At 74.4% G+C, this 15,116-nt stretch carries 10 protein-coding genes; 7 read left to right on the forward strand and 3 right to left on the reverse strand.

The window, feature by feature from the left end; translation table 11 throughout:
* The first annotated feature begins 87 nt into the window (after window positions 1-87).
* From gcvT to SXIN_RS08780, 5 genes are all read left to right on the forward strand, one after another.
* Window positions 88-1,218 (forward strand): glycine cleavage system aminomethyltransferase GcvT, encoded by a 1,131-nt coding sequence (gcvT, locus tag SXIN_RS08760; protein ID WP_095756816.1) that lies wholly within the window; start codon window positions 88-90, stop codon window positions 1,216-1,218.
* 89 nt (window positions 1,219-1,307) lie between these two features.
* On the forward strand, window positions 1,308-1,691 hold the full coding sequence (gene gcvH, locus SXIN_RS08765) for a glycine cleavage system protein GcvH (RefSeq protein WP_019709932.1): 384 nt from the start codon (window positions 1,308-1,310) through the stop codon (window positions 1,689-1,691).
* A 32-nt stretch (window positions 1,692-1,723) separates the two neighbouring features.
* Window positions 1,724-2,986, forward strand: coding sequence for a serine hydroxymethyltransferase (gene glyA / locus SXIN_RS08770; RefSeq protein ID WP_019709933.1), 1,263 nt, complete (start codon window positions 1,724-1,726; stop codon window positions 2,984-2,986).
* A gap of 224 nt (window positions 2,987-3,210) precedes the next feature.
* Window positions 3,211-4,593: an L-serine ammonia-lyase gene (locus SXIN_RS08775; protein WP_019709934.1), complete on the forward strand. Its 1,383-nt coding sequence runs from the start codon at window positions 3,211-3,213 to the stop codon at window positions 4,591-4,593.
* A 251-nt stretch (window positions 4,594-4,844) separates the two neighbouring features.
* Window positions 4,845-6,536 carry an MFS transporter gene (locus SXIN_RS08780; RefSeq protein ID WP_019709935.1) on the forward strand — a complete coding sequence of 564 codons (1,692 nt, stop codon included), beginning with the start codon at window positions 4,845-4,847 and terminating at the stop codon, window positions 6,534-6,536.
* Between the two features lie 28 nt (window positions 6,537-6,564).
* On the opposite strand, the gene SXIN_RS08785 is transcribed toward SXIN_RS08780, so the two are convergent.
* Window positions 6,565-7,077, reverse strand: a complete 513-nt coding sequence (locus tag SXIN_RS08785; protein ID WP_095756817.1) for a hypothetical protein — start codon at window positions 7,075-7,077, stop codon at window positions 6,565-6,567.
* 279 nt (window positions 7,078-7,356) lie between these two features.
* On the opposite strand from SXIN_RS08785, the gene SXIN_RS08790 reads away from it, so the two are divergent.
* Window positions 7,357-9,552 carry an ATP-binding protein gene (locus SXIN_RS08790; RefSeq protein WP_095756818.1) on the forward strand — a complete coding sequence of 732 codons (2,196 nt, stop codon included), beginning with the start codon at window positions 7,357-7,359 and terminating at the stop codon, window positions 9,550-9,552.
* A 105-nt stretch (window positions 9,553-9,657) separates the two neighbouring features.
* Here the strand turns inward: SXIN_RS08790 and SXIN_RS08795 are convergent, their stop codons facing one another.
* Together SXIN_RS08795 and SXIN_RS08800 are read right to left on the reverse strand one after the other, a co-directional pair.
* On the reverse strand, window positions 9,658-10,455 hold the full coding sequence (locus SXIN_RS08795; RefSeq protein WP_095756819.1) for a hypothetical protein: 798 nt from the start codon (window positions 10,453-10,455) through the stop codon (window positions 9,658-9,660).
* A complete protein-coding gene (locus SXIN_RS08800) occupies window positions 10,452-11,702 on the reverse strand; it encodes a hypothetical protein (RefSeq protein ID WP_019709938.1) in 1,251 nt (416 codons plus the stop codon). Before SXIN_RS08800 ends, SXIN_RS08795 begins: the two co-directional genes overlap by 4 nt.
* A gap of 317 nt (window positions 11,703-12,019) precedes the next feature.
* On the opposite strand from SXIN_RS08800, the gene SXIN_RS08805 reads away from it, so the two are divergent.
* Window positions 12,020-14,935 carry an AfsR/SARP family transcriptional regulator gene (locus SXIN_RS08805; protein ID WP_157916264.1) on the forward strand — a complete coding sequence of 972 codons (2,916 nt, stop codon included), beginning with the start codon at window positions 12,020-12,022 and terminating at the stop codon, window positions 14,933-14,935.
* Window positions 14,936-15,116: the final 181 nt, after the last annotated feature.

The following is a 15,116-nucleotide window of genomic DNA, read 5'->3' on the forward strand; positions in this document are numbered from 1 at the left end:
CGAAGCTCTCAGGTTCCATGACAGATGGGGAGACTGTGTTGCCGATGCCGCGCAGAGTTCCGCCACCTTCGTCAGGGAGCCACCGCCATGACCGATGCCCCCCGCCGCACCCCGCTTGACGCGCTGCACCGCTCGCTCGGTGCCTCGATGACCGACTTCGCCGGCTGGGACATGCCGCTGCGCTACGGCAGCGAGCGGGACGAGCACACCGCCGTCCGCACCCGGGCCGGCCTCTTCGACCTCTCCCACATGGGCGAGATCACCGTGACCGGCCCGCAGGCCGGCGAGCTGCTCGACCACGCCCTGGTGGGCAACCTCTCCGCGCTCGCGGTGGGCCGCGCCCGCTACACCATGATCTGCGAGCCGGGCGGCGGCATCCTCGACGACCTGATCGTCTACCGCCTCGCCGGGGAGCGGTACATGGTCGTCGCCAACGCCTCCAACGCCCAGGTGGTACTGGACGCGCTGACGGAGCGCGCCGCCGGCTTCGACGCGGCCGTGGCCGACGACCGCGAGAACTACGCGCTGATCGCGGTCCAGGGCCCCGAGTCCCCCGGCATCCTCGGCTCGCTCACCGACGCGGACCTGGACGGCCTGAAGTACTACGCCGGGCTGCCCGGCACCGTCGCCCGCGTCCCCGCCCTGATCGCCCGGACCGGCTACACGGGCGAGGACGGCTTCGAGCTCTTCACCGCCCCCGACGACGCCGAGCCGCTGTGGCGGGCGCTGACCGCGGCGGGGAAGGACGCGGGCCTCGTCCCCTGCGGCCTGTCCTGCCGGGACACCCTGCGCCTGGAGGCCGGGATGCCGCTCTACGGGCACGAGCTGAGCACCGCGCTCACCCCGTTCGACGCCGGGCTCGGCCGGGTGGTCAAGTTCGACAAGACCACGAACGGCGGCCGCTTCGTCGGCCGCGAGGCGCTGGAGGCCGCCGCGGCCCGCGCCGCGGAGGCACCGCCGCGGAAGCTCGTCGGCCTGGTGGCCGAGGGGCGGCGGGTGCCGCGCGCCGGGTACGCGGTGGTGGCCGCGGACGGCGGCGAGGTCATCGGCGAGGTCACCTCCGGCGCCCCCTCGCCGACCCTCGGCAAGCCGCTCGCCATGGCCTACGTGGACCCCGCCTACGCCGCCCCGGGCACCCCGGGGGTGGCCGTGGACATCCGCGGCCGCCACGAGCCGTACGAGGTCGTGGCCCTGCCGTTCTACAAGCGGCAGCGCTGAATCTCCCCTTCCCCGGCGTTTCCCCCTCGTCCGTCCCACGTGTCAAGACCCGTACACGAGCACGTCACCGAATCCAGGAGAATCAGGTCATGAGCAACCCCCAGCAGCTGCGCTACAGCAAGGAGCACGAGTGGCTGTCCGCCGCCGAGGAGGGCGTGTCCACCGTGGGCATCACCTCCCACGCGGCCGACGCGCTCGGTGACGTCGTCTACGTCCAGCTCCCGGAGGTCGGCGACACGGTCACCGCGGGCGAACCCTGCGGTGAGCTGGAGTCGACCAAGTCGGTCAGCGACCTGTACGCGCCGGTCTCCGGCGAGATCACCGAGGTCAACCAGGACGTCGTGGACGATCCCGCGCTGGTGAACTCCGCCCCGTACGAGGGCGGCTGGCTGTTCAAGGTGAGGACCGACGAGAGCGCGGGCGAGCCCGAGCTGCTCTCCGCGGACGAGTACGCGGCCTTCACCGGCAACTGAAGCCCCTCCCTGCCACCGATCGGGAAGACCTGATGTCGCTTCTCAACGACTCCCTGCACGAAGCCGACCCGGACGTCGCCGCCGCCGTCGACGCCGAACTCGACCGCCAGCAGTCCACCCTGGAAATGATCGCCTCGGAGAACTTCGCGCCCGTCTCGGTGCTGGAGGCCCAGGGGTCGGTCCTGACCAACAAGTACGCCGAGGGCTACCCGGGCCGCCGTTACTACGGCGGCTGCGAGCACGTCGACGTCGTCGAGCGGCTGGCCATCGCCCGGATCAAGGAGCTGTTCGGGGCCGAGGCCGCCAACGTCCAGCCGCACTCCGGCGCCCAGGCGAACGCCGCCGCGATGGCCGCCGTCCTCAGCCCGGGCGACACCATCCTGGGCCTGAACCTGGCGCACGGCGGGCACCTCACCCACGGCATGAAGATCAACTTTTCCGGCAAGCTCTACAAGGTGGCGGCCTACCACGTCGACGCCGAGACCGGCCGGGTCGACATGGACGAGGTCGAGCGGCTCGCCAAGGAGGAGCGGCCCAAGCTGATCATCGCGGGCTGGTCCGCCTACCCGCGGCAGCTCGACTTCGCGGCCTTCCGGCGGATCGCGGACGAGGTCGGCGCCTATCTGATGGTGGACATGGCGCACTTCGCCGGCCTGGTGGCCGCGGGCCTGCACCCCTCCCCGGTGCCGCACGCCCACATCGTCACCACCACCACCCACAAGACGCTGGGCGGCCCGCGCGGCGGTGTGATCCTCTCCACGGCCGAGCTGGCCAAGAAGATCAACTCGGCCGTCTTCCCCGGCCAGCAGGGCGGCCCGCTGATGCACGTCATCGCGGCCAAGGCGGTGGCCTTCAAGGTCGCGGCGAGCGAGGACTTCAAGGACCGCCAGCGGCGCACCCTGGCCGGCTCGCGCATCCTGGCGGAGCGGCTGCTGGCCGAGGACGTCACCGCGGCCGGCGTCTCCGTCCTCTCCGGTGGCACGGACGTCCACCTCGTCCTGGTGGACCTGCGCAACTCCGAGCTGGACGGGCAGCAGGCCGAGGACCGCCTCCACGAGGTCGGCATCACGGTCAACCGCAACGCCGTCCCGAACGACCCGCGCCCCCCGATGGTCACCTCGGGCCTGCGGATCGGCACCCCGGCGCTCGCCACCCGCGGCTTCGGCGAGGACGACTTCCGCGAGGTCGCGGACATCATCGCCGAGGCGCTCAAGCCGAGCTACGACGCGGAGGCGCTGCGCGGCCGGGTATCCGCCCTGACCGTGAAGCACCCGCTGTACCCCGGGCTGAAGTAACCCGCTCCCCCGGCCCGTCCCACCGGCCGGCCGGCAGGGGTACGGGGCGGAAACCAACGGCCCAACATGCCCGGTTTCCGCCCCGTATATTGCCTCTACCGCCCCTTGCGGCCCTTCGCAGCCCTTTGCCCCACCTCGCCCGCACCGCCGTCCGGCCCCCTACCCCGTGGACCGCCGGGCGGCCCGTTTCCCCGCCACCGCGGGGATGATCCGGGAGTACCACCGTGGCCATCTCCGTCTTCGATCTCTTCTCGATCGGCATCGGGCCGTCCAGTTCCCACACCGTGGGCCCGATGCGGGCCGCACGCATGTTCGTCCGACGTCTGGAGCGGGAGGGCCTGCTGGACCGGACCGCCTCGGTCCGCGCCGAACTGTTCGGTTCCCTCGGCGCCACCGGCCACGGCCACGGCACCCCCAAGGCCGTCCTGCTCGGCCTGGAGGGCCACTCGCCGCGCACCGTGGACGTGGAGCGGGCCGACGGCGAGATCGCCCGCATCCGCTCCACGGGACGGCTGCGGCTCCTGGCCGCCGAGGCCGGCGACGCCCACGAGATCCCCTTCGACGAGCCCTCCCAGCTCGTCCTCCACCGGCGCCGCTCGCTGCCGTACCACGCCAACGGCATGACACTCACGGCGGCGGACGCCGGAGGAGCACCCGTCCTGGAGAAGACGTACTACTCGGTCGGCGGCGGCTTCGTCGTGGACGAGGACGCGGTCGGTGAGGACCGGATCAAGCCGGACGACACCGTGCTGAAGTACCCCTTCCGCACCGGCGACGAACTGCTGCGCCTCTCGCGCGAGACCGGTCTGTCCATCGCCGCCCTCATGCTGGAGAACGAGAAGGCCTGGCGGACGGAGGAGGAGATCCGCGCGGGCCTGCTGGAGATCTGGCGGGTCATGCGCGACTGCGTGGAGCGCGGCCTCACCCGGGAGGGCATCCTCCCCGGCGGCCTCAAGGTCCGCCGCCGCGCCGCCAACTCGGCGCGCCAGCTCCGCGCCGAGGGTGACGCGCCGGCCCGTGCCATGGAGTGGATCACCCTCTACGCGATGGCGGTCAACGAGGAGAACGCCGCGGGCGGCCGCGTCGTCACCGCCCCGACCAACGGCGCGGCGGGGATCATCCCGGCCGTCCTCCACTACTACACGGAGTTCGTGCCGGGCGCCGGCGACGAGGGCGTCGTCCGCTTCCTGCTGGCCGCCGGGGCCATCGGCATGCTCTTCAAGGAGAACGCCTCGATCTCCGGCGCGGAGGTCGGCTGCCAGGGCGAGGTCGGCTCGGCCTGCTCGATGGCGGCGGGCGGCCTCGCCGAGGTGCTGGGCGGCAGCCCGGAGCAGGTCGAGAACGCCGCCGAGATCGGCATGGAGCACAACCTGGGCCTGACCTGCGACCCGGTCGGCGGCCTGGTCCAGATCCCGTGCATCGAGCGGAACGGCATGGCGGCGGTGAAGGCGGTGACGGCCGCGCGCATGGCGCTGCGGGGCGACGGCCGCCACCACGTCTCCCTGGACAAGGTCATCAAGACGATGAAGGACACCGGCGCCGACATGAAGGTCAAGTACAAGGAGACCGCGCGCGGCGGCCTGGCGGTGAACGTCATCGAGTGCTGAGGGATCGGCTCGACCGGGCGCCCGAAACCCGCCACCGGTAAGCCCCCTCCCTCCGGCCTCAGTCCGGCGCCGAGGAGCCCAGTACACCCATGCATCACATCGCCCCCTGAGCAGTGAGCAGGGGTACACCTTGATCCATGAATCCTGTGGCCCGCCCTGCCGACGCCGCCCTGACGTAACCCTTTGCCATCGCCGCCCGGCCCGTCATAGCGTTCGAAGCTGCTCGAACGACGGTCCGACGGGGGATGGGCATGACCGAACAAGTTCCGGCGACGGCGGGGGCGGAAGCGGACGCGCGCCGACGGCAGCGGCGCGAGGGGAACACGCTGCTCGCGGCCATGCTGACCAATGGCCCGAACGAGCTCATCGATTTCGTCCTGCCGTTGTGGGCGGGAGCGGCCATCGGGCTGAGCGCCACCGAGGTCGGCGTGCTGCTGGCCGTCGAGATGGTCTTGTCGATGGTCTTCCGGCCGGTCTCCGGTGTCCTGGCCGACACGTTCGAACGCCGTTACGTGGCCGCGGCCGGAGCCGCGCTCTACGGCGTCTCGGCGGCCGGCTACGCCCTCGCGCAGAGCGCCCCCGTCGCCTACGCGGCAGCCGCCGTCGGCGGCGTGGGAGGCGCGCTGCTGTGGGTGAGCGTCCGCGCGATCGTCAGTGAACGGCTCGCGGAGGACTCCGCGGTCTTCCCCCGGCTGCTGTCCTCCCAGGAGACCGGCGCCTGGGTGGCGTTCATCGCCGGTCTGACGCTGATCGGCCTCATCGACTACACCGGCGTCTTCCTCGCCTGCGCCGCGGCCTGCGCCGCCGCCGCGGTGCTGCTGCTGGTCTCCCCCAGCCGGCCCGGGCGCCCGCGCGCCGGCACGGACCAAGGGACGGCGGAGGGGACGGCGGCGGCGGGTCTCGGCGCCGTGGGGCGCAGGCTGCGGCCCATGCTGCTCGCCGTGGTGCTGACGATGACGGCCGAGTCCGCCGTCTCCCTGCTGCTGCTCCTGCACCTGCAGCGCGGGTTCGACCTGGAGATCGGCGAGATCGCCTACGTGTTCCTGCCCGGCGCCATCGTCATGAGCGTCGCCGCCGAACACCTGCACAGGTATGTGGTGCGGTTCGGCCGCTCCCGGGTGCTGATGGCCGCCTCGCTCTCCAGCGCCGGGTTCGCCGTGGGCCTGGCGTGGGCACCGAACCCGTTCGTGATCGCGGGGCTGTGGATCCTCAGCGGACTGGCCTGGGCGGCCGTCATCCCCATCGGGCAGGCGGTGATCGCCGAGGCGTCGGGCGAACAGGCCGGACGCGGGATGGGGGTGTACGAATCGGCGCGCCTGCTGGGGGCCCTGACCGGGTCGCTCGCGGCGGGTGTGCTCTACGACAGTGCCGACTGGACCGCGGCCTGCCTCGTCGCGGCGGTGCCCCTGCTGGCCGGGGCGGTGGTCGTCCCCCGTGCCGTGCGAAGGCTCGGGGTCGCCGACGTCCCTCCCCCGGCACCGGAGCCTCCGGGACGGCCGGAGAAGCCGCAGGGGCCCGCCGCGGCGGACGGTGCGTCCGGAGCGGAGAGCCGGACGGAGACGGACACCAGGACGGCGGCGGCGAAGCGGGAACCCCGGCGGAAGGAGAACCAGCGGGAGGAGAAGCGGAAGCAGAAGCAGAAGACGCCCCGGCAGATCCGGCGCGAACTCGGCCTGCACGCGGCGCTGTTCGCGGTGGCCCAGCTCGTCCTGCTCGTCGCCGGCCTGTCCTGGATGAAGGACCTGCTCACCGGGGACTTCGGCGAACTGCTGCTCAGCGGCGGCAGGGAACAGGACTCGCCCGTCACCGGCCTGCTCTACGGCGCGGGCCGGCTGTGGACGTTCATCCTGATCGCGGACGCCCTCTGGCAGGGCGGCAGGCTTCTCGTCCTGGCGCTCCGCCCCTCCTCCCCGGAACCGCCGTCCCGCCCCTCCGGGGACTGAGATCGGCCGGGAGCGGGCACCGGAACGGTCAGGCGGGCGGAGCCGGCGGCACCGGGCCCGAGCCGCTCGCCGGGGGCGGGGGCGAAGGCGGGGGCGGGGGCGGGGGCGGGGGCGGGGCCCCCAGGGTGACGGAGCCGTGGAAGTCCCGGCCCTGGATGACGGCTCCGTGCACGGTGGCGCCGCTGATCTCATTGTGCACCGCCGCCTCGGGGCTTCCGGCGGGGGCCAGTTCGTCCAGGAGCCGCCGGAGCGTCGCGGCGGCCTCCGGGTCGGCGCGCAGCAGCGCTCGCAGCCGCATCCGCCACATCGCCTCGACGCCGGCCGCCGCCGTTCCGTCACCGCCGGCCCGGGCCTCCTCCAACTCGCCCCGGGACTCCTCCAGTTCCTCTTCCACGGAGGTCGTGCCGGACGAGCCGGGCGGTCCGGCCCGCCCGAGCAGGGCCGCCACGCGCACCTTCGTCTGCGCCCAGGCGTCGGTCACCATGGCCCCCACCAGGGCCGCGGCTCCGGAAGCCGCCAGGGCGGCGAGTTCTGGTTCCACCGGTCTCCCTCCAGCGCGTCCACCGAGCTTCCCACACCGGGGAAAACCGGACGATTCCGCGAGCCCGCCCAGCCGCTCCCCCTTGCCCCGGGCCCGGATCCGTCTCTGCTCCGAACTGGGTGAACAGTGTCCCGGCCGCCGCCCGCAACCGCCGGGTGCTCCGGACCGTCTACGCAGAATCCCAGCCGGTGCCGTTCCACCACCAGGACTGTTTTCTCTGCGAACGCGCCAGGATCAGAGAGGGATTACCGGCGCACGGCCGATGACGGGGGGGACGTCATGACGGGCAGAGGGCTGGGACGGCACCACGGCGACGAGGAGAACGCCGGTGTGCGGAACGACCTCGGTGGGACGGTGCACGGTCCGAGCGTGCAGGTCGGCACCGTGCACGGCGACGTCCGGGTTCTCGGCGCGCCGCCCGGGGGCACCGGCCCGCCCTGGCAGTTGCCGCCGGTGAGCCGGGTGACCAACCGGGAGCGCGAACTGGCGGCCCTGGACCGGTTCCGGGAGCGGGCCGTCCGCGGCGAGGGCCCCACGGCCGTGACGATCTCCGGGCTGGGCGGGGTCGGCAAGACGGCCCTGGCGCTGCACTGGCTGCACGGCCTCAGGGCGACGGTGCCGGACGGCCAGCTGTTCGCCGGGCTGGGCGCGCAGTCACCGGACGGCCCCGTGCGTCCCGGTACGGTCCTCGGGATGTTCCTGCGGGCCCTGGGTGTGCCCGCCGAGGGCATTCCCGGGGCCACGGAGGAGAGACTCGGGCTCTACCGCTCCCTCACCGCCGAGCGGAAGCTGGCGGTGCTGCTGGACGACGCCGTGTCCGCGGCGCAGGTACGGCCGCTGCTGCCGAGCGGCACCTGCGTCGCGGTGGTGACGAGCCGCTGGCGGCTCCCGGGTCTCTCGGTGGACGGCTGTCTCGCCCTGGGACTCGAACCGCTGGGCGCGGACGCGGCCGTCGACTTGCTGGCGTCCACCCTGGGGGACGGACGGGTGGTGGACGAACCGGCGGAGGCCCGCGCCCTGGTGGGGCTCTGTGCCGGGCTGCCGCTGGCCGTCCGTGTGGTGGGGGCCCGCCTCGCCGCCCGTCCCGAGCGCCCGCTCCGGGCCATGGTGCGGGCGCTGTCCGCCGAACACAGCCGATTGGACGCCATGACCATCGAGGACGACCACAGCGTGCGCGCCGCTCTCGACCTCTCCCACCGGGCGCTGCCCGGCCCGGCCGCACGCCTGTACCGGCTGCTCGGCCTGCATCCCGGTACCGACTTCGGGGTGAACGCCGCCCGTGCCCTCAGCGGCGGCCCGCCCGGGGAGGCCGCGGCCGGTGACGTGCCGGCCGGTGACATCCCGGACCTCCTCGACCAGTTGCTCGACGCCAACCTGCTGCTCGGAACCGGTGAGGATCGCTACCGCCTGCACGATCTGGTGCGGCTGCACGCCCGCGGCCTGCTGGAGGCCGGACACGGGGTGGAGGACCGTGAGCGGGCGCTGCGGCGGCTGCTCGACCACTACCTCGCCTCGGCGACCGCGGCCGAGAGCGTGCTCGACCCGCATCACCGGTCGCTGCCGCGGACCTACGGACCGGGCGAGCCGGTCACTGAGGATTTCCACGGGGATGCGCGGGCCGCCCTGGACTGGCTGGAGCGCGAACACCGCACGCTGATGGCCGTCATCGGGCTCGCGCGGGAGGCGGGCGTGCCCGCGGCCGCCTGGCAGCTGGCCGACGCGATGTGGCCGCTGTTCACCCGGCGGAAGCACTACGAGTCCTGGCGGACGGCCCACCGGGAGGGACTGGCCGCGGCCCGGGACTGCCGGGACCGCGCGGCCCAGTGCCGGATGCTCACCTCGGGCGGTCTGGGCGAACTCGACACCGGCGGGCACGCCCGCGCACTGGAGATGTTCGACGAGGCGGCCCGGCTGTTCCGCGAGAGCGGCGACCCCCTGGGGCACGCGCGCACCTGCAACTACCGGGGGCTGGCCTGCCTCGGCCTCGGCCGGCTCGATGAGGCGGCGGAACTCTTCCGGCACGCCGCCGAGGAGTGCCCCCGGCACGGTGACCGCCGCGCCGGAGGTCTGGCACACCTCAACCTCGCCGACACGGCCGTGCGCGGAGGGCGGTCCGGGCTCGCGGTCACCGAGGCGGCCCGCGCGCACGAAGTGCTGGTGGAGGAGGGCGACCCGTACAACGCGGCCCGTGCGGACATCCTCCTCGGCCGTGCGCTGCCGGCGCTCGGCCGGACGGAGGAGGCGGAGGACCATCTGCGCCGGGCGGTCGCCACCCTGCGCGAGGCCAAGGCGGGTTACGAGACCGGGCGGGCGCTGGAGGCGCTGGGAGAGCTCGCGGAGCACCTCGGGCGGACCGGCACGGCCCGCCGGCACTACACCGAGGCCCTGGAGCACTACGCCAGGCTGGCGGTTCCGGCCGCCGAGGCCGTGCGCGTACGGCTGCGCCGGCTCGGCGGGCCGACCCCCGGCCCGTAGCGCCGCCGGGGGCGGGCCTGCTGAACGGTAGCGGCCCGCCCGGGCGGGGGCGGGCCGCTCCGGCCGCCGACCCCCGCTCGGGGTGTCGGCCACCGGTCCGGGGCGTCAACCACCGTCCCCCGGCCGGGAGCTGAACCGTCCGGCTCCGGAAGCCGGGCGGACGGCTCGGTCCTCGCGCACGAGCCGCAGGGTCTGCCGCCACGCCACGGCGCCCGCCGCGCCCGCCGTGCCCAGCGGTACGGCGAGCCCGCGCAGCTGGACGGTGGCCGGGAGCAGGGCGGGCAGCGGCACCCCGGCGGTCAGCCAGGCGTGCAGCACGGAGCCCCACACCGGCCGGACCACGCCGGCCGGACCCGTGCCCGCCGGGTGGGCCAGCCGCAGGCGGACCGCGCCCTCGCGGGTGCGGAGCAGTGCGCCGCCGCCGGCGCCGCCGAGCACGAGGACCACCAGAGCGCCCGGGTTGCGGTGCCCCAGCGCATCCGCCCACGCCCCGGCGCGGCACGGGTCCCCGCCGGGGCGGAGCCCCGCGGTGAGCACGTCGGCGAGACCGGCGAGATCAGCCGGGCCCGTGCGCCGTCGGGCACACCCGGGGACGCGACCGTGCTCGCCGGACCCGGGCCCGGGCCGGCCGGCCGCGCCGGGCAGGGAGATCCGCAGATGCCGGTCCGTGCCCACCTCCCCGGTTCCCGGCCGCACGACGACGATCCGCTCCACGGCGGCCCCCACGGCCCCAGCCGCCCTGGCGGCCCCGGAGTACGGCTCCTCCCCCAGCGGCACGGCGAGGGCGGCCGCGCCGGGGTGTCCGTCGGGAAGGAGCCGTGCCAGGAGCCCCCGCGGGCCGGGGGCGCCGAACCCGTCCGGGCGGTCCCGGCCGGGGACCGCGTGCTGCCGCAGCCCCGTCACAGCACACCGGTCCCGTGGTCGCACTCGCGCACGAGTTCCGGTCTGCGCGCCGGCTGTGTGTCCGGGCTGCCCGCCGGCGCGCGGAGCCGCAGCTTGCGGTAGAGCAGGGCCCGCATGTTCACCCCGAAGCGCCCGGGTTCCGAGGTGATCCGGGCGGCAACCCGCGTGTAGTCCTCCTGCCGGTACTCCGCGAGGCTCCTCGCCAGTTGCCCGCGGACCGGCTGGGACGCGTTGATCCGGCGCGCGAAGAGGCTCAGTCCGGCCACCGGGGATCCCGGGTCGACGTCGGCCTCGGGGCAGCCGTCCATGAGGACGGGAGCGCCGGTGGCGGCGGCGTACAGGGCCATCGATCCGTGGTCGCTGACGATGTAGTCGGCGGCCACCAGCACTCCGGTCCAGTCCGCGTGCTGGCTCACCAGTGCGAGACCGGCCCGGCGCAGCTCGGCCAGCCAGACCCGGATCTGCCACTCGCCGTGCGCGTTCCAGGCGTTGGGGTGCAGCAGCAGCGCCGGCCGGCAGTCCTGCCGGGGCAGCTCCCGCACCAGGCGCTGCATGAGCCGCGGTGACCGGGCCATCAGGGAGTTGGGGCCCCAGGTCGAGGAGACGACGACCAGCCGCTGCCGCGGCTCCACCCCCATGGCCGTCCGGTACAGGGCCCGCAGCCCCATGCTGGCCCTGATCCGGTCGTAGCAGGGGTCCCCCACCACCTCCGCCACGGGCAGCGCCTCGGGACAGTGCCGGCCCAGGCGCACCAGGTCCTCCCGGTGCGCCAGGACGATCGTGTCGGGCACGACGGCGCCGTCCCGCACCAGCCACTGGCGGCTCAGGCCGTAGACCCCGCGGTCCGCGACGGCCCGGGCCGGACGGCCGCCCGCGATCAGCTTGTTGTGGCCGGCGCCGTGGGGCAGCACCACCACGGGCGCGTGCAGTTCGTGCAGCCCTTCGTGCCCGGAGGCGAGCGCCAGGTCGAACGACGTCTGCACGGCCTGCCGCCACGGCAGGACGACGGCCCCGAGCCCGTCGAGGAACCCGGCCACCCCATTGCTGAACACGTCCGGTGCCCTGGTGAAGACGATCTGCACGCGCGGGTCCCCCTCCAGCAGGCGGGCGACCTCCAGCAGCCGCTGGCCGGTGGTGACGGTGTGCACGACGATCAGGACCCGCCTGGTGCTTCTCCAGGTGGCCCAGCGCGCCGCGTCCGGGCGCATGGGCACGTGGTGCCACTCGGGATCGGACAGGACACTCATCGGATTTCTCCCCCCGTGAGTCGTCGCCGCCGGGGCCGGGATGCCCGGGCGGCGCAACGCATCCTTGCCACCGGCCGCGCCCTTGCGGCCGTTGGCGGGGTGGATGCCCGGGGCGGTGGACGGAAGCCTTGCGGAACGCTTGCGGTCCGCCTGCGGCGGTGCGGCTCGTTTCGCCGCGGTGCGAACGCGACCCCTCTGCACCCTTGTGCGCCCTCCCCCAGAACCTGACTCTGTGCGACCGTTCTGTCCGTGGCGCATGCCGTCACGTCCATGGGGGAGGGACGACGACCGGCTGGGGGTCGCTCGTGGAGTTCCGGATGCTCGGACCGCTGGAACTGTGGACCGACGGCGCGCGGCTGCCGCTCGGGCCGCCCAAGGAACGCTGTCTGCTGGCCCTGCTGCTGTACGCGGCGGGCCGGCCCGTGCCGGCGGACCGGCTCATGGACCGGATCTGGGACGGGGAACCGCCGCCCTCGGGCACGGCCGCCCTCCAGCCGCTGCTGTCCCGGCTCCGGAGACGGCTCCGCCCCGTCCTCGGGGAGCGGGCCGAACTGCCCCACTTCTCCCGCACCTACCGGCTGGACGTTCCGGAGGAGTCCGTCGACCTCCACCGTTCACGGCGGCTGGAGAACCGGGCCCGGGAGCTGGCCCGGGAGGGGGACACCGGGGCGGCGGCCGGCCTGCTCCGCGAGGCGGAGGCCCTGTGGCGGGGTGAGCCCTTCGCCGAGTTCCCCGGCGCATGGGCGGCCTCGCTCCGCGACCGGCTCGGGGAGGAGCACCGCGCGCTCAGGGAGTTCCGCGTCGGGCTGGAGCTGGACCACGGCCGTCATCACGAACTCATCGGGGAACTCCGGGAGATGACCGACGAGCACCCGACCGCGGAGGTCCTCCACGGACAGCTCATGCGGGCCCTGTACCGCTGCGGCCGTCACACCGAGGCGCTGGCGGTCTATCACCGCCTGCGGCACCGGCTCCACCGGAAGAGCGGCCTGCCGCCCTTACCGGAATTACAGCGCCTGCACCAGCAGATCCTTCAGCACGACTCCGCCTCTCTCGCCCCGCCCGCGCCGGCCGCGCTCCCCGCGCCGGCACCGGTGCCATCCGCCGGGCGCTGCCCCGACACCCTGATCCGTGACATCCCCACCTTCACCGGCCGCCGCGACGAACTGCGCACGCTCCTGGCGGAGGACGATCCGCGGGCCACCGCGCTCCCCGTGACCGTGGTGCACGGCCTGGCGGGGGTCGGGAAGACCGCGCTCGCCGTCCACGCCGCGCATCTGCTCAAGGACCGGTACCCGGACGGCCGTTACCACATCGAGCTGCGCTCGCACGGGCCGCGGCCGGCCGGCCCCTCGGAGGTGCTGGCCTCCCTGCTGCTGAAGAACGGCATGCACCCGGAGAACCTGCGCGGCGGGCTCGACGAGCTGGCCGCGCTGTGGCGCAGTCAGATGGCCGACCGCAGAGCACTCCTGGTGATCGACGACGCCGAGGACTCCGCACAGGTACGTCCCCTCCTGCCCGGCTCACCCGCCTGCCGCGTCATCGTCACCAGCAGGCACCGCCTCACCGACCTGGAGGGCGCGGCCTCGCTGGCGCTCGACGTCCCCACGGAGGCCGAGGCGACCGCCCTCTTCGCCCGCGTCACGGGGTCCGCCGGGGCCTCGGACCACGGGGCCGTGCGCCGGGTCGTGGATCTCTGCGGCCGCCACCCCCTCGCCGTGTGGCTGGCCGCCTCACAGCTCCGCCACCGGGACCCCTGGCAGGCCGGAGACCTCGCGGACCGGCTGGCGGCGGCCGGCGCGCTCGACGAGACCGACGGCGTACCGGCGGTGGGGAACGCCTTCCGGATGTCGTACGCCGAACTCTCTTCCGCCACCCGCGAGGTCTTCCGCCTCCTGGCCCTGCACCCCGGCCCCGACCTGACCGAGCACGCGGCCGCGGCCGTGTGCGGGACCGATCCGGCCGCGGTCCGCAGGAGCCTGCGCGAGCTGACCGGCTGCCATCTCCTGGAGGAGCCGCTGCCGGACCGCTACCGGTTCCACGACCTCGTACGGAACTTCGCCCGCGGCCTGGGCCGGCGCACCGACTCTTCCGCCGAACGGGACGCGGCGCTGCGGCGCCTGCTGGACTACTTCCTGACGGTGGCCGACCGCGCCGACCGTCTCGCCCACCCCGCCCGCCGGAGGATCGACGTCCGGCCCGGGACTCCCCCGCCCGCCGTGCCGGTGCTCGCCGACGCCGACGACGGAGGGAGCTGGCTGGACGCCGAGCGCGCGAACCTGCTCGCGGCCGCGGACGCCGCTGCCTCCCTCCCGACGGCCCACGCCGGGCTGTTCCCCCACGTCCTGGCCCGCGCGTTCGACACCTGGGGCATCTGGAACGTCGCGGCCCGGCTGTCCGAGGCGGCCCTCGTCACCTGGCGGCGGCGGGGCGACGCGGCGGCCGAGGCGCTGTGCCTGGTGGAACAGGCGTCCGCCCTGTGGAACCAGGGCCGCCACGACGACGCGCTGCACCGCGCCGAGCAGGCCCTGGCGGTGAGCCGGGCCACGGGGGACCGCTGGGTGCGGGCCGAGGCGCTGACCGCCATGGGCCGCGCCCACCACATCGCGGGCCGCCGCGACGAGGGAGACCGCTGCCTCGACGAGGCCCTGGCCCTCCACCGGGCGGCGGGCGACCGAAGAGGCGAGGCGGAGGCGCTGAACGTCCGCGGGATCGCCATGGCCCTCGACGGCCGGCACGCCGCCGCCGCACAGCACTTCCGCGCCGTCCTCGACATCGAGGAGGAGATCGGGAACCGGCCCGGGCAGATCAAGGCACTGAACAATATCGGCGAGGTGCACCGTCTCCGGGAGCGGCACGGCGACGCCCTGCACTACTACCGGCAGGCGCTGGCCCTGACCCGCAGCGTGGGCGGACGGCAGCAACTGGCCAACCTGTACAACAACCTGGGGCTGGTCCACGACGCCCTGGGAGAGCCCGACCGCGCCCTGGACTACCTCCTCCGGGCCATGGACAGCTGCCGGACGAGCCCCGACCCGCGGTGCGAGACGGAGTACCTGGTCAGCATCGGAACCGTGTACCGGAAGACCGGCCGGCACGAGGAGGCGGAGGCCCACTTCACCCGGGCGGAAAGGCTGGCGCGCGAGACGGGGAACCGCGACGGACTGCGGGCGGCCCGGAACGCGCTCGCCGGCGCCCGCGCCGCCGCGTCACGGCCGGGACACCGGCACTGAGACGCGGCGGCGGCCGGGCCCGGGGTCCTCACCCCAGCGGGAACCGCCACATGAAAATGGGCGGAACGGTCTGATCTGCAGTCAGCGGGGAGATGTACATGTGCAAAAACGCTCCATACGAGGGGGTGTGCGCGGCCGATGAGTACACCTCCGGCCGCCCGACGGGGTCTTGCCGTAAGAA

This window comes from Streptomyces xinghaiensis S187 (assembly GCF_000220705.2).
GTDB classification, from domain to species: Bacteria; Actinomycetota; Actinomycetes; order Streptomycetales; family Streptomycetaceae; genus Streptomyces; species Streptomyces xinghaiensis.

Excerpts from the sequence above, each read along its gene's own strand:
- gcvT (WP_095756816.1), top strand. The coding sequence starts at position 88 with ATGACCGATGCCCCCCGCCGCACCCCGCTTGACGCGCTGCACCGCTCG.
- gcvH (WP_019709932.1), top strand. The coding sequence starts at position 1,308 with ATGAGCAACCCCCAGCAGCTGCGCTACAGCAAGGAGCACGAGTGGCTG.
- glyA (WP_019709933.1), top strand. The coding sequence starts at position 1,724 with ATGTCGCTTCTCAACGACTCCCTGCACGAAGCCGACCCGGACGTCGCC.
- SXIN_RS08780 (WP_019709935.1), top strand. The coding sequence starts at position 4,845 with ATGACCGAACAAGTTCCGGCGACGGCGGGGGCGGAAGCGGACGCGCGC.
- SXIN_RS08790 (WP_095756818.1), top strand. The coding sequence starts at position 7,357 with ATGACGGGCAGAGGGCTGGGACGGCACCACGGCGACGAGGAGAACGCC.
- SXIN_RS08800 (WP_019709938.1), bottom strand. The coding sequence starts at position 11,702 with ATGAGTGTCCTGTCCGATCCCGAGTGGCACCACGTGCCCATGCGCCCG.
- SXIN_RS08805 (WP_157916264.1), top strand. The coding sequence starts at position 12,020 with ATGCTCGGACCGCTGGAACTGTGGACCGACGGCGCGCGGCTGCCGCTC.